We start from the raw sequence: 15,585 nt of genomic DNA on the forward strand, positions 1-15,585 counted from the left end.
ACAAGCCGTTGGCGAATTTCGCAACCTTCAATTCACCGCTTGCGTGCGAATTAAACTTCGACTTCGAAGATCGCTTCGATTTCGACGGCGATTCCACCGGGCAGGGCGTTGGTGCCCAGGGCGCTGCGGGCTGCGACACCGTTTTCTTCGCCAAAGACGTCGCGGAATAGTTCGCTGCATCCGTTGATCACGGCGGGTTGCTGATCAAATCGGTCGGTACAACGGACCAATCCCAGCAGCTTTACCAGACGCTTGACCTTGTCCAGGCTGCCGAGATTGGTTTGCAGAGTCGCCAGCATTCCCAAGCCGGTGATGCGAGCGGCCTCGTACCCGGCTTCCACATCCATGTCCAAACCCAGTCGACCGGTGATCAGCTTTTTGTCGGCTTTCAGCGGGCCGTGGCCGGACAGGTACGCCATGTTGCCGGCGATCACGATCGGCTTGTACACGCCAACCGGTTTCGGGGACGGCGGCAATTCCAACTTCAGTTCGATCAATTTAGCTTCGGCGCTCATCAAAAACTTCTCCGTGGGGAAAACCTAGAATCCGCAAAACGTAAGCCACCGGCGAGGGTTTGAAAACGATAGGATCAAACAAATCGGGGCCAACCCGGTTGCGATCGGTTTCCTAAAACTCGTTGGAAGGAAGACAAAAATGTGCTCGCCCGTTCAGTTCTCGCTGTTTGGATTTCAGGTCGCCCCGCTGGGGTCGTCGCAAATCGCGTCGGTGGCCGCCGTTGCCCTGGCTCTGTTTGTGTCGGCGCCCAACCCGGTGTCCGCTGCCGACCACTATGGTTTGACGCCCGGTCCGGTGGAACTCCAGTCGCTTGGCCCGATCACTTTCGCCGGCAAAGGTGTGTTGCTGGTCGGCGATCCGAAAGCCGCCACGGTCTACGCGATCGCGATCGCCCCGGACGCTTCGGCAACGACCAACGCCGCTGCGAATCCCAAGGACGCCGCAAAGCTAGAAATCGCTGATATCCGCCGGGCCATTGGCGATGCGGTGCGATCCAACGGCAGTGACATTACGATCGGCGACTTGGCCGTCGATCCCGATTCAGGAACCATCATCGTTTCGGCCGAAGGAAAAGGTCGTCGACACCTGTCGCGAATCCGCCATGATGGCACGGTCCAGATGATCAATCTCAGCAAGGTCGAACATGCCCGCAAACAATTGCCCAATCCGCCAGCCGACAAACTGACCGGCGAAGGTCGACGCCAAAAGAATCTGCGTCTGGAATCGATCACCGACATCGCCTTCTTTGACGGCAAGGTCATGGTGTCAGGTATCTCGGCCGATGAATCCCCATCGAACGTGATGGAGTTTTCGTTTCCGTTTTCGGACAACAGCGTCGTCACCAATGTCCAGATTTATCACGCGGCTCATGGACGCGTCGAAGAACCTGCGATCCGCACTTTCATCCCAATGACGATCGATGGTTTGCCAACCTTGTTGGCGGGGTTCACGTGCACACCACTGGTCCGGTTCCCAATCGATAGCCTAGGCGGCAAAGACACGGTCCGGGGCACAACCGTTGCCGAACTGGGCAACTGGAACAGCCCGATCGATTTGATCGCCTACGAAAAAGACGGCCAGACCAATTTGTTGATGAGCAACACGGCCCGTGGAGTCATGAAGATCAGCACCGACCAAATCCAAAACGCGCCGGGATTGACCGAGCGGGTTGGTGGCGGTGGCACCGCCGGACAAGCCTTCGAAACAATCGACGCGTTTGACGGCGTGACGCAGATGGACAAGTTTTCCGATTCGCAAGCCATCGCGATCATTGGCAAGGAAGGCGAAACGCAGAAATTGGTCGTGATGGATCTGCCGTAGTCGATCCTTCGCGAACTCAATTGCGGTTCACTTTGCAGCGAATGGGATCGTTTGGCCATCGACCAAACGATCCGATTGGATCGAGATATCAGCGGCACTGCCGGCGCCGGCGATCTGGCAAGTCAAGCTTTCGCCCGGCAACAGTCCTTTCAACGATTGTGCACAACGTTTGCCCGCGACGCTGACGTAGGCGTCGTGGTACATCGGTGCGACGCCGCGATTGGTGACCGTCATACGCCAATCGTCACCGTTGGTGCTGCACTGATCGATTTCAATCCGATACCCGGTCGCCATGCCGGCTTCGGCAATCCGGTTCATTTCCTGGTAACGGGGCTGATCGTTGCCAATCATGAACGAAACATGAAAATCCTTGGCCATGTCTTCGAACGAACGACCGTTGGGGCCCGCTTTCGACAAGGCGTTCTTTTGGTCACGCCGGTTGTAATAACTGAACTCGCCCCCGCCCGGTGATCGTTTCCAACGATCGATCTTTAGGAACTGCCAGTTCCGTGCATTGACCTTCGCATGTTGTTTGCACAGGAACGAATCATCGAACACGCCAAAGTCGATCTCCAGCAGTTGGGGTTGTTCTTCGAACGGCGAATAATCACCATCGGCCGAATCGACAGAGATCATCCACGGGGTCTGCTTGAACGACGACGCCAGATGATTCAAAAACCGGGTTTGAAAAGCTTTGCTTGGAAAAGTTTCGCCAAGCCCGCGGGGCCCATCGTAGATGTGGTATTCGCCCCACAAACCGAATCCTGTCTGCAGGTAGGCCAAGCGTGGATCGCGATCGTATCGGTCGGCGAATCGAGAATAGAAATCGATCACAAACGCTTCGACTGCGGGATGGGACCAGTCCACAAATCCCGTTGACTTGCCTTCGGACTTGGCTGTCACGCCACGATAGCCGGGCTGCTTGGTGAGCGACTCGGGCACTGCGGCCGGTTTGCCGGGATAGACAAAATAGAACCGCAGGATGGCTTGATGCTGGCGCGATGCGATCTGGTCCAACAGATTGTCAACTTCGGCCCATCGGTAGCTGCCGTCGGCGCCGACGATGTCGTTGTACCGGACGTAGCGATATTCCAACTGGATGGCGTCGCTGGTGGCCTTGTCGTTGTCATTCCAAAGCACGATGCCAGTCCACGGGGCGACTCGATCAATCTGGTGATCCAACGCAACCGGCCGCCAAGCTGCGGTGGCGCCCTGGGCCAACAGCGGACGGGACGAAAGATTTGCGGCCGCCCCCATGGTGGCACAGCAAAATACGCCCAGGCAAAGTCGGGCCAGGATCGGATGGGTTGGCATGATCGATGTCTTTCAGCGGGATCCAGAAATGGCGTTGATGGTTCGCCGCCGAACCGACCGCGCACCGGCCGCCATGCAATTGACGACGCGTCCGATCATACCCGGTCGTCAAGGACGTCGCGGACGACAGCGATGCTAGGGCAGTTCGGGCATCGATGGCGGGGCCGGTGGCTTGGGCTGCCAAAGGTCTTCGACTTCCTGGCCGCCTGCATTGCAACGAACCAACAGGTAGACGCCGCCCACCATCGCCCAGAAAAGAGTCAGGCTGACGACGGTCGGAAACTTGTGACACCAGAATTGAACCGCCTCGACGGTTTGTGGGGGGCCGCCCACCGTTTCGATCATCGCCACGCAAAGCAGCTCGCTAGCCCAGGCAACTCCTGATGCCATCGCAGCCACGATGACCAACATGACCAACGAAACCAGCCCATACGAAATCCAATGCAGCGGACGCCGATAGAAATATTCGTAACCTCGGCTCAACGCATCCAGCGGATCCGAATCAGCTTCGTTGGCGATCGCCGCCCAAGCCAGTGGGACCGCGATCAAAGAACCGAACAACAATAGCCCACCGGGGATCGCCACCAGTGTCGCAATCAATCCCATCGCCCAGCCCACCGCGGCGGGCCCCGTGACGACTCGCGCGATCGCCCCGATGACAATCAACCCGACACCGATCAACCCGATGCAAAGCACCGGCACCAAAGCCGACAACCACGCAGCCGGTGTGCGGGCGATGACGTGCCGAGACATCATCGCATTGCCAGCCATGGTCCGCCCGGCGGTCAACAATGCGCCTTGGCGTGTTAGCCACAGCACCGGTGGCACCCAAACCAACAACGTCCACAGGATCGCGACGCCCGACCAACCCCCCCCTAAGCGGTCAGAGTTCCAGTAAATCGATGTGGGCGACAACGTGACGAAATACGATTCCAGTTCCGCCAACGGACTGGTCAAGATCGGTGGCGGCAAGATCTGCGGTGGCAAACGGTCCGCGTCCACCAACGGTTCGGAGCCAAACAAAAACCACATCCCGAGGAAATGGATCGCCATCGCCAACGCAGTCAGCGAAAGCATCGATGGCGAGGCGGCGATGCGCAGCGTTTGGCCCAAACGAACCCAGGGGAACACGTCGACCCAGTCGCGGACGCGGGCCAGCAAACCGGTTTCCAAATCGTATCCACGGTGCCCCTGATCGTCGCTGTCGCTGCCGGACGGTGAATTCCCGGATGTTGAATCCCCGGACGGTGAATTCCCGGATGTTGATTCGCCAGCCCCTGAATCAACGGGGCGACCGGGATCGGCATCACGGCGGCCAGCACCATCCGCACCCGAATCGGCGGCGCCAGATTGGTGGGCCGTGGAATCGGGGCCGTCAGTCGGTGTGTCGTTGGGAGTGTCGTTGGACAAGGGATCGGTCATTGGCGTGGCATGCATTCGGTCCAGAACGGGCTTGGCGGGGCGCGCGACATCGTTTTCGCCCGCGTTGCCTGCACCGTCGGTCGTGTCAAATCCTATCCGAACCCGGCCAGCGATGTGAATGACGGATCCACCGGCTTCCATCCCGACACCGGGGGCCGTCGCCGCAGGATGTATTTTCCAAATCAACGCCACCCGGCTAGATTGGATAAGCAGGAAGTCGGTTTCGCATCTCCAGCAGCCTCTGCCCCCCCCTCGTATTTTGGTAATTCTTGATGGTGTCTTCAAATGCGACGGAATCCAACGAGGCCGATGCCTACTTGGTCCAGCGGATTCGCGAGGGTGACGCGGACGCCTGGCAAACGCTGATCGAGCGGTTCGAAGGCAGATTATTGGCCTTCACCGACAGCCGAATTCGAAATCGGGCCAGCAGCGAAGACATCGTTCAAGAAGCATTCGTGGGCTTTTTGATCAGTTTGCCCAATTACGACGGCAATCGCCCATTGGAAAGCTATCTGTTTTCGATCTGTGCGTACAAGTTGACCGACCACTTGCGGCGGGAAGGCCGACGCCCATCGATCCAAATGCACCACCGGGGCAGCAGCGGCGGCGACCGGATGATGGAACCGCCCGGGAGCGATCGCGTGGCCAGCTCCATCGCTCGCAGCGTCGAACGCAAAGCGATCGAAGAGACCGCCGTCCGAGACGCGATCGCTGAACAGATCCAGCGTTGGAAAGACGGCGATGGATGGACCAAACTCAAAGCGATCGAACTGCTGTTCGTCGTCGGCAAAGCCAACAAGCAAGTCGCCGAAGCCACCGGGCTAACCGAACAACAGATCGCCAACTACAAGAGCGACTTTCAGATTCGGCTGCGAGCGATCATCAAACGCATGGACCTGGACGAGGGCGTGTTTCCGGAACTAGCCGAACCACAGGCCGACTGAAGAACAGGCCGACTGAACCACAGGCCGGCGGCCCTACACCCCGACCGAGTCCTGCGTTCTACGGAGCATCCGGCTGGATCGCTTCGGCAACCGGTGCAGCGGGGTCCTCCATGGCGGCCGCATCAGGGATTGCGGCATCCGGCATCGCGGCGTCTGGGATCGCGGCGTCTGGGATCGCGGCGTCGGCGGCAGGCATTTCGGCTGCCCCGTTTCCCACACGTTGGTTCCCTGCGGGTTGGTTCTCGGTCGACGGTGCCGTCGGTGCTTCGGCTGCCTTGGGCATCGGCGGTGACGAAATCAGATAACCGCTCCAGAACAACGGTTGGTCGCCGGTGACACCTTCGCGGTCGTGTTCGGCTTGCATCAGCAGTGGTTCGCCGGTCGGATCCAGTTCGCGTTGCCGCAGCAGTTCTCGGGACCGGCCCCAGGCATGGTTCATGCCCGTGAACGGCAGTTCCTGCAGAAACTCTCGCAACAGCGCCGCCGACGATTCACCGCCCACAGCCCATCGCGACAGCAACACACTGCGGACCCCGGCGGCGTGCAGACCGCACAGCGTCATGAAGATCTCGTCGCCCGTTCCCATCTTCCCGACATCCACCGACGTTCGCATCCCGAACAACACCACGCTACGTGGGGCCGCCAACGGAAATCGCAACCATGCCGCCGTCGTCGAATAGGGCGACGAGGAATCGTACGAGGCCAGCGACATCGCCAGCGGTGCCTTCAAGTTTGCCGGGTTTGCCGATGCGACCACCAAGTGCCCAACCCGTTCGCCCAACAGGGCGGTGGGTACACTGAGCGATTCGGGCAATCGAATCGATTCAGCTGCCGATTCGATGACGGATTCAAAGATCGATTCATTCAGGTCTTTATCACGAGGTGCAAAGAACTTGTCCGAAGTGATCCCCACAACGCGACTGGACGGTGGCATCGCAGACGGCTTCATTCCCATACCGGGTGTGGGGGCGTACCGGATTTGAAACGTATCGGCCCACATCGGAGAATCTTCCGCTTCGCTGGGGAACAGTTCCATCGGCAGGTACCAAAGCGGTCCATCCAGCACCAGGATCAGGTGATCGAAACGATCCGCGGTGACCAGAGTGTTGTCGGGGAACAACCGATCGCGAATCGAAAGCGCGGCCTTCTTCCAAGCGTCGTCTTCGGGCAATCGCTTGCCACGCGACTTGCCGACACCGATGCCCATCAACAATCGACCGATTTCGCCCGACAATCTGGAACTGCCCGCGACGTTCCACATCACGGTTTCCCCATCGCCCGACAACGTGCCATAAAGTCGATTGCCGACGGATGTGAACGTGACCAGCCCGGTCCGCGGCGGCAACTTGGCGATTGGCAGCTTGGCATCCAATTGGGGCACGACCATCTGTGGCAATCGAACTCGCGAGAGCGCCACGGACAAAGCTTTGGATTCCAACGTTTCCACCATCTGTGGATTGGGGTCACCGCCGATCAGCGCCCCGGCACGCAATTCGGCCATCAAGGGTCCCGCCGCTGCTCGGATCTCGGCGACGTCGGCCGCCTGATCGAGATCGTCGTTGCCAGCGATCGCTCGCGCCCGCGCGATTCGGCCTCCGATGGGCAGCCGATCGACGAAACGCGCCGCCAACATCGAATCGCAAGCCAGCAAAAGTTCTTCGGCGTATCCACCCACGGCGGCCAAGTTGATGCGTGCTTGGTGTGACGCCGATCGGTCCACGATGACGCCTGCCAACGCATCGACGGCGTCACGTCGCCAAACGTCGATCGTCGGTTCGTCGCTGTAAGCTTCCAACCATTGGGATCCCGTCGTGCCGCCAACCGAGTTGCCGATCGCTTGACGAATCAATCCCAACTGATAGATCCGCGGCATCGAAATCAGAATCTGTTTTCGGTCGCGATGATTCAACGCAAAGGATTCGATCTTGGCCAACGACAGTTCTAAATCGCCGGATTGATTGCCACCAAAGGATGCACCACGGGCTGCGGCGATCCGGGCGGCCACGTATGCCCCATAGGCTTCCAAACGCGGCTGGATGACGTCACGTCGCGATAGCAAGCCACTGGCCTGCGACAACAGACCCGACGCATCGTCGATGCTGCCGGCGGTTACCGCCGCGTCGGCGGCGGCGATCAAACAATGCAACGTCCCCAAACGCGATTGTCGGCTCAGGGCGCCTGCCGCGACGGTCGCCATCTTGGCCACGCCGGCGGCCCGGTCCGCGCTGGCACAACCGGCTGCCAACTGCATTGCCTCGCCAATCCATTCGGGTTGTTCGGTGACTGCGGCCGCGTTCGCCACGTTGGCCGCGATCGCGATCACAGCATCGGGTTGGCTAGACGCCGCCATCGTCGACGCTTGGCACTGCAATGCAATCGCCGACAACGGGTGAACCCCACCGACAACTGCCGAGCGGTTTGCTTCACTAAGAACGCTTTTTTCATTGTGCTTGGCAAAGTATCCCGCGGTCCGCATCGAACCGATCAGGGATCTTGCAACCGGAATGTTCAGGTCTCGCGGGAACTTGATCGCATCGACCAAGGTGGCGGCAACCGCATCGTCGTCGGCCAGTGGCCCCATGATGATCCGCCGCCGATGGGATGCCACCGCGACACCGCGCATGATTTCGACGATGTCCATGGGCCGCAAATTCAGTTCTTCGATCCTGCCGCCGGCAACCAGGTCGGCTTCGGTCAACTGTTTGCCCGAGGTGAACATGATCCGCTGGGACGTCGGAATTAAATTGACAGCAGCCGCTTCGGGCCACAACCAATTGGGTTTGGTTCGTTGCACGTTTGCCTGAACAGAAGTCCCCCAGTCCACGCGTCCGATCCACCCGTGGTAGCGGATCGCAATGTTGAACACTTGGTCGGTGTAGTCCCGCGACGCCGGCACATTGCCCAGGTGCCAGTAGCATTCGCCCAGCATGGCCAGGGCTGGAATGGCGTCGATCATTCGCCCATTCACATCGCGCCGTGATCCGCGCAGTGCCGCTTCGAAGGCATCGACGGCATTGGGCAGGTCCCCGCTGCGATAGACCTGAAGCGCCAGATAGTAGGACTGGGGTGGGTACTGGCCGGTCAGTTCGACCCCGCCCAGGGCTCCGAAATTGCCAAGCCCGCCGCCTTGGCCGCGGGCGGTGTCCGGGGTGGACATCATCAGCGTCCAACTGGCAACCAGGATTCCAAGCCAAGCAAAGACGTGCGGCCGCGAACAACCACTCAGCGAACAACCTGTCGCCCAACGATCGACGGTCGGTGGCATGATTCGGCGAAAACCGCGATGATGCGGGCAGCGGAAGAAGGAAAACATGGGCGACGAAGCCAAAAGCTTGAGAAAAGAGAGAGTTCTTCCCTCCAATCCTAGAGGCTGCCCGAGAAAGCGGCGAATTGTTTTAGCGATCCGCGGGCAAGATTCGTGACGAACCCCGGTATCATCGGTACCCCCATCGTGCCCAGACTCCCACCACCGGAGCCTGGAAACCGTATCCTTGGGGCCCGAAGTGGGGGGATCACAATCGCAGTTGACCCATTTTTCCTAAACCCGTAACTTTAGCTATCAGAACGATTTACGAGCGATTCCTGCGCGACCGAGTGGTTGCCAGCGACGGCGAACCAGAGCCGTTTTCAGGGACGAATATCTTCCAAACGCGAGCGGACGTCGCATCCAGCGGCTTTCTGCGAGCGGCCATTTGGTGAAACCAACTTTACAGAACCATGTCATTTTTTGAACAGATTTGGGACATCCTGGGTGTCGTTTTCGGCGGCATTTTTGGCTCCTTTGAACGTGGCATTACCGCCGTTTTCGGTTCCGCAAACGCTCGAACGGTGACGCGATTTCGCGAACGGGCCGAGCGAGTCACGGCGTTGGAACCGAAGTATGCGGCGCTCAGTGACGACGAACTTCGCGGCCAGACCGAGGTGTTGCGCAGCCGATTGCGCGACGGCGAGACTCTGGACAACATCCTCGAAGATGCGTTCGCGGTCTGTCGCGAAGGCGGCAAACGGTTCATGGGCATGCGTCATTACGATGTCCAATTGATCGGTGGGATGGTGCTGCACACCGGTGGCATCGCGGAAATGGTGACTGGGGAAGGAAAAACCCTGGTCGCGACCCTGCCTGCCTACCTGAACGCATTGGAAGGCAAGGGCGTCCACGTCATCACGGTCAATGACTATCTGGCACGCCGCGACATGGAATGGATGGCTCCGCTGTACATGAACCTGGGTTTGACGGTGAACGCCATCCAGTCGGGCATGTCGACGTCGGAAAAACAGGCTGCTTATCAGTGCGACATCACGTACGGAACCAACAACGAATTCGGCTTTGACTACCTGCGCGACAACATGCGTCCGGCGGCCAAGGGCGACGACCGATTCCCCAGCGATGTCCAACAGTGCCAAGGCCCGTTGAACTACGCCATCATTGACGAAGTCGACAATATTCTGATCGACGAAGCGCGGACTCCGTTGATCATCAGCGGACCGGCCGACCTGGATCTGGGCCGCTATCAAGAGGCCGACCGAGTTGCTCGCCAACTGGTCAAAGAAACACACTTCACCGTCGATGAAAAACAACACAACGTGACGTTGACCGACGATGGTGTCCGCGAAGCCGAAAAACTAGCTGGCGTCGAAAGCTTCTATACCGCGGGCAACATGGAATGGCCCCACCTGATCGACAACGCCCTAAAGGCTCACTTCCTGTATCGATTGGACGTCAACTACGTCGTCAAAGATCGCCAGATCGTGATCGTCGACGAGTTCACCGGACGACTGATGGAAGGCCGTCAATGGTCCGACGGGTTGCACCAAGCGGTCGAAGCCAAAGAAGGCGTGCCGATCAAGCAAGAAACCCAAACCTTCGCGACCGCATCGCTTCAGAACATCTTCAAGATGTACAAAAAGTTGTCCGGGATGACCGGTACGGCGATGACCGAGTCGACCGAGTTCATGAAGATCTACGGTTTGGACGTCGTCGCGATCCCAACCCACCGTGTGATGCAACGGATCGAACATCCCGACCTGATCTACCTGACCGAAAAGGACAAGTTCAAAGCCTTGGCCAACGAAGTCGAACGGGCGCACAAATGGGATGTGCTGACCACCAAGGACGACGAACTATGGGGCATCATCCAAAGCGAAACCGACGATGAGGTCTCGATCCTGTTGAAGGGCGAGAAGAAAGCCGAATGGGTTCCGCGATCCAAGATCCAATCGGTCGAACGTAAGGGCCGCCCCGTTCTGATCGGAACGGTCAGTATCGAAAAGAGCGAACGATTGTCGGCGCTGTTGGAACGACGTGGCATCGAACACGAAGTCCTGAACGCGAAACAGCACGGTCGCGAAGCCGACATTGTGTCACAGGCTGGTCGACTGGCCGCGGTCACGATCGCCACGAACATGGCCGGTCGTGGTACCGACATCATTTTGGGTGGGAACCCCGAAACGATGGCTTGGGCCCAACTGCAACACGAATACCCCACACGCTTGGAAGTTCCCGACGATGTTTGGAACAAGCTGGTCGACGAGATCGACGAGCGGGAAAAGATGAGCGAAGAGGGCAAGGTCGTTCGCGAGATCGGTGGCCTGTATGTGTTGGGCACCGAACGTCACGAATCACGTCGAATTGACCTTCAATTGCGTGGTCGTTGCGGTCGCCAAGGGGACCCCGGTTCCAGCCGTTTCTTCTTGTCGCTTGAAGACGATTTGATGCGGATCTTCGCCGGCGATTTCGTCAAAAGCATGATGGAACGCTTGGGCATGAAGGAAGGCGAAGCGATCGAATCGCAAATGGTCACCCGCCGAATCGCTGCGGCCCAAAAGAAGGTCGAAGAACGCAACTACGAAATTCGCAAGAGTCTGTTGGACTATGACGAAGTGATGGACGAACAACGCAAACGCGTTTATCGCTATCGCCAAAATCTGTTGGACGGCCACAGTTCACGGACCATGATCCTAGAACTGGTTCGCGGTCAAATCACCAAGTACGTCGACACGTTCTTGGACACCAATTACGGGGTCGATTCGTTCGCCGCCTTCGCCGGATCGAAACTGGATTGCCAGTTGGAAGCCCGCGATTTCGTGAACATGGACTTCGAAATGGCCGATTCCTACGCCAAGGATCTGGCCGAACGAGCAGCTGAAGTCACCGTCGGTGAAATCGTCGAGGAAAATCTTCCCGAAGCGATGGAAGACGAATGGAACTGGAAGGCGTTGGCCAACTGGGCGAACACCCGGCTGGGCACCAACTACCAGGAACACTCGCTGCAGAAACTCGATCGTGACGACATGATCGACGAACTGACCAAGAAGGCCTGCGAACGAGTCGGCACGATCGACTTGACCGAAGGCGAGGTCATGTTGGACGCCGACTTTGGACTTCGCACACTCAGTGCCTGGATGCACCACAAGTTCGGCATCGAAACCACGCCGGACGAATTCCGCGACGTCGAAGACCGCCGCAAAGTGGCGCATTCGTTGTCCGCGCGAGCCGAAGAGGCTTACCTGAACAAGGAAGCCGAGTATCCGGTACTGACGGGACTGTCACGCTTTACCGAAAAACAGGGTGGCCAGGTTTCGCTGGACCGCGAAGGATTGGTCCAGTGGGTTTCCCGGCGTTTTGCGGCCGATCTGAATATCGATGATGTTCGCCTGACTCGCGACGAGCTGAAGGGTCAACTGATCGAATACAGCCGTGGCACTCTCAATTCAGCCGACTCCAAACACAAAGAAGCCGAAACCAAGCTTGCTGAACTGTTCGGCAAGGCGGACCAGAAAACGACGGCGGCCGTCGCTGCGGGCAACTCCGGGAAACTGGAAGGGCTGGTCCATTGGTTGAAGGAAGAACTGGATCACAACGCGATCAAGGAAGACTTGTCGCGGATGAATCGCACCGAGCTTGCCTTGGTCGTCAACGGTGCCGTTGATGATCGATTCCATCCTGAAATGCGACGGATGGAACGCCAAGTGTTGCTGAACATCGTGGACGATTCCTGGAAGAATCACTTGCTGACGATGGACCACCTGCGCAGCAGCGTTGGATTGAAGGGCTATGCCCAAATGGATCCCAAAGTCGAATACAAACGCGAAGGCATGCGTTTGTTCGAATCGATGTGGGAATCGATTGGCGAACGCGTCACCGACCTGATCTTCCGAATGGAATCACTGAACGAAGATTTCATTCGCAGCACCTACGTCGAAGGCCAGGCTCGTCACGAAGAAGCCGATTCGGCACTCGCCGTGGCTGCGGAAACCAACAACGCGTCGCAGGCTGCTGCCGACGCCAGCAACCAAAAAGAAGAGGTTCGCCCCGACCCGATTCGCAACGACGGACCTCGCGTCGGGCGTAACGATCCCTGCCCCTGCGGCAGCGGAAAGAAGTACAAAGCCTGTCACATGCGAAAGTAATAGGAAGCTAACCGATCCCGGCGTTTAGCACTTGGCATCCCCACACGGTGCTAGCTGGCCGCCGGGTTTGGCTGGGGACCGTCGGAACAATCAGTGTCCGTCTTTGCACTGGGATTCGCCTGAATTCCATTCTCTGCAAGGCGAACGCAACGACGTCAGTGACGTGTTCAACGGTCACTGAGTAAACGCGCCAGGAAAGGATTCCTATGTTTGCCAACGTCCTGTACTTGATCACCCTGGCCGTCGCATCGCCCTGGATCGCCTATCGGGCGCTTCGTCATGGACGTTATCGACGCGGGACTCGCCAAAAGTTATGGGGACTCTCTGCGTCCGAAGCGACTGACCTGACCCAAGGACGCCCCTGCGTTTGGGTGCACGCGGTCAGTGTTGGCGAAGTGAACTTGATGGCCGGCGTGGTCAAGCGTCTGGAACAACAGTGCCCGGACGTCTGCATCGTGGTCAGTACGTCCACGGACACGGGATATGACTTGGCGATCAGCCGGTTTGGCGAACATCGCGTCTTCTTTTGCCCCCTGGATTTCAGCTGGGCCGTGCAACGCACCCTCAGGAATCTATCGCCGCTGCAGTTGGTGATTGCCGAGTTGGAATTGTGGCCCAACCTGATCCGCATCGCGACCGACCGGGGCTGCCCCGTATCGATCATCAACGCCCGGCTGAGCGATCGCAGTTCCAAACGCTACCAGCAATTCCGCAGGTGGATGGGGACCACTTTCGGTCGACTCCATTGGGTGGGATGTCAGGACGACGCGACGCGTCAACATTTCCAAGCCTGTGGCGCCGCCCCCGATCGGCTCTCGGTGACCGGGTCGTTGAAGTTCGACAATGCGCCGTCATCCCGCGACGTGGCCTCGGTCCAGCGTTTGGTTCAATGGGCAGGGGTCGATCCGTGGCATCGTGTTTGGATCATGGGAAGCACCCAGAGTGCCGAGGAAGCGATGGCGATCGAGATCTACCAGAGCCTTCGCGTCGAACATCCCGAACTGCGGCTGATCTTGGTTCCGCGACACAAGGAACGCTTTGATTCCGTCGCTCGCTTGGTCCAACAATCCGGTTTACAGGTCCATCGCCGCAGCACCGACTCGTCGATGTACGACGATGACTGGAACAACGATCAAGTCATCCTGGTGGACACGATCGGCGAACTGCGTGATTGGTGGGGTGTCGGGCAGATCGCAACCGTGGGCGGCAGCTTTGGGGATCGTGGCGGCCAGAACATGTTGGAACCAGCCGGCTATGGCGCCGCGGTTTCGTTCGGCCCCAACACACGCAATTTCCGACAGATTGCCAACCAGTTGATCGAGGCTCAGGCTGCGGTGCGAGTCGCGAACCAGTCCGAATTGGCTGCCTTTGTCCTGCGTTGCCTGGAAGAGATCCCGGCCGCGGACGGCCTAGGCCGATCGGCACAGGCGGTCGTGGCCCGCCATCGCGGAGCCACCAAGCGAACGGTCGACCAACTGTGCCAGAACATCGAATCCGCCCTGGCACCGCCAAAGCCACTTAGCCCGTCCAAAGCCGCGTAGCGCCTGCCCGGACGTGGAATGATGGAGGACGTGGAATGATGGAGGGCGTGGAATGTTGGGGGCGTGACTGGTGCGTCCGAAACGGTCGCAGCCCAATACCGAACAGGCAAAGAAAAACGGGGCAAAAAAAACGGGGCAAACTCTCGAAAGAGTTTGCCCCTATCGGCGCGGCGGAGCGTTGCGCCGCAGCCGAAAAAAAGAGTTAAAACCGGGCGTGTCGTGACAGCCCTGACGGAGGCTACTGGTCCGAACCGCCCTGTCCACGGTCGCCACCACGGCCACGGTTTCCACCGGGACCTCCGCGACCTCGTTCACCGCCGGCGCCACCACGTCCGCCGCGGTCACCACCGGCAGCACCACGTCCGCCGCCGGGGCCACCAAAGCCCATGGCACCTTCGGGCATTTCAAATTTGTCGCCCTTCATCTTTTCGAACTTGCTGCGTTGATCCGAAGTCAGCACGGCGAAGATCTTGTCGTCCATTTCCGAACGCAGCTTGGCGAACTCTTCTCGCATGTTCGGGTTGCGGTCACGGTTGGAGAACATTTCCCGAACCTTGGCCTGCATTTCTTGCCCCAGCGATTCGCGCACTTCAGCAAGTTTCTTCTTTTGGGTTTCGGTGATGGTCAATTCCTTGACGACCTCAGGCGATTCCAGCGCTTGCGATCCTTGGACCTGCAGTGCGATTTCGCCGAGACGTTCGATCTGCTCGGGGAACAACACTTCCTCTAGCTTCTCTTTCATCTCCTTTGTTTTTTCTTCGGCGTCCTTGCGGACCTTTGCGAAGAACTCGTTGCGTTGATCTTCGGTCATCGATCGGAAATCGACGCCTTCAGGGCGTTCAGGACGCATCTGTTCACTCAGTTTGTCCAGAGCGCCAACCTGATCGGTGCTGAGCTTCAATTCTTCGCGAACTTGATCGACGCGAAGCAGTCCCAAGGTTGGGTCACCACCACCGGGACGACCACCACCCATTCCACCCCGTCCGCCGCCACGACGGTTATTATCCTGGGCAAAGGCGGCGGTCGCGGTCATGCCGGCCGAAACCAGCAACAGTGCGAACAATCGAAAAGTGCGAGAAGAGAATTTCATGTGTGCGATTTCCCATAGGAGTTTTTGA

Annotated in this window: 10 protein-coding genes; 5 read left to right on the plus strand and 5 right to left on the minus strand. The window is 58.7% G+C overall.

Annotation, left to right across the window (positions count from 1 at the left end):
• Window positions 1–50 precede the first annotated feature (50 nt).
• Entirely contained in the window at window positions 51–515 is a 465-nt protein-coding gene (locus tag K227x_RS24930) for a RidA family protein (protein WP_145174376.1), read from the minus strand.
• Window positions 516–654: 139 nt separating this feature from the next.
• Between K227x_RS24930 and K227x_RS24935 the strand changes: the two genes are divergently transcribed.
• The gene (locus K227x_RS24935; RefSeq protein ID WP_145174379.1) at window positions 655–1,836 is read left to right on the plus strand and encodes a hypothetical protein; all 1,182 of its coding nucleotides are present in this window, start codon (window positions 655–657) and stop codon (window positions 1,834–1,836) included.
• A gap of 27 nt (window positions 1,837–1,863) precedes the next feature.
• Here the strand turns inward: K227x_RS24935 and K227x_RS24940 are convergent, their stop codons facing one another.
• On the minus strand, window positions 1,864–3,150 hold the full coding sequence (locus tag K227x_RS24940; RefSeq protein WP_145174382.1) for a DUF4832 domain-containing protein: 1,287 nt from the start codon (window positions 3,148–3,150) through the stop codon (window positions 1,864–1,866).
• Here K227x_RS24940 and K227x_RS30860 point away from each other — a divergent pair.
• Window positions 3,149–3,289 carry a hypothetical protein gene (locus tag K227x_RS30860; RefSeq protein ID WP_218933509.1) on the plus strand — a complete coding sequence of 47 codons (141 nt, stop codon included), beginning with the start codon at window positions 3,149–3,151 and terminating at the stop codon, window positions 3,287–3,289. The two genes, K227x_RS24940 and K227x_RS30860, sit on opposite strands and share 2 nt — an antisense overlap.
• Here the strand turns inward: K227x_RS30860 and K227x_RS24945 are convergent.
• Window positions 3,286–4,764 (minus strand): hypothetical protein, encoded by a 1,479-nt coding sequence (locus K227x_RS24945; protein WP_145174385.1) that lies wholly within the window; start codon window positions 4,762–4,764, stop codon window positions 3,286–3,288. The two genes, K227x_RS30860 and K227x_RS24945, sit on opposite strands and share 4 nt — an antisense overlap.
• A gap of 80 nt (window positions 4,765–4,844) precedes the next feature.
• Here K227x_RS24945 and K227x_RS24950 point away from each other — a divergent pair, with 80 nt between their 5' ends.
• Complete coding sequence (locus K227x_RS24950; protein ID WP_145174388.1) at window positions 4,845–5,516, plus strand: RNA polymerase sigma factor; 672 nt, start codon at window positions 4,845–4,847, stop codon at window positions 5,514–5,516.
• A 58-nt stretch (window positions 5,517–5,574) separates the two neighbouring features.
• Here the strand turns inward: K227x_RS24950 and K227x_RS24955 are convergent, their stop codons facing one another.
• On the minus strand, window positions 5,575–8,829 hold the full coding sequence (locus K227x_RS24955) for a CHAT domain-containing protein (RefSeq protein ID WP_145174391.1): 3,255 nt from the start codon (window positions 8,827–8,829) through the stop codon (window positions 5,575–5,577).
• 404 nt (window positions 8,830–9,233) lie between these two features.
• Between K227x_RS24955 and K227x_RS31535 the strand changes: the two genes are divergently transcribed.
• Together K227x_RS31535 and K227x_RS24965 are read left to right on the plus strand one after the other, a co-directional pair.
• Window positions 9,234–12,926, plus strand: a complete 3,693-nt coding sequence (locus K227x_RS31535) for a preprotein translocase subunit SecA (RefSeq protein WP_145174394.1) — start codon at window positions 9,234–9,236, stop codon at window positions 12,924–12,926.
• Between the two features lie 206 nt (window positions 12,927–13,132).
• Window positions 13,133–14,467 (plus strand): 3-deoxy-D-manno-octulosonic acid transferase, encoded by a 1,335-nt coding sequence (locus K227x_RS24965; RefSeq protein ID WP_145174398.1) that lies wholly within the window; start codon window positions 13,133–13,135, stop codon window positions 14,465–14,467.
• Between the two features lie 238 nt (window positions 14,468–14,705).
• Here the strand turns inward: K227x_RS24965 and K227x_RS30865 are convergent, their stop codons facing one another.
• Window positions 14,706–15,557, minus strand: coding sequence for a hypothetical protein (locus tag K227x_RS30865; protein ID WP_218933510.1), 852 nt, complete (start codon window positions 15,555–15,557; stop codon window positions 14,706–14,708).
• Window positions 15,558–15,585: the final 28 nt, after the last annotated feature.

It is taken from the genome of Rubripirellula lacrimiformis (assembly GCF_007741535.1).
Lineage (GTDB): Bacteria > Planctomycetota > Planctomycetia > Pirellulales > Pirellulaceae > Rubripirellula > Rubripirellula lacrimiformis.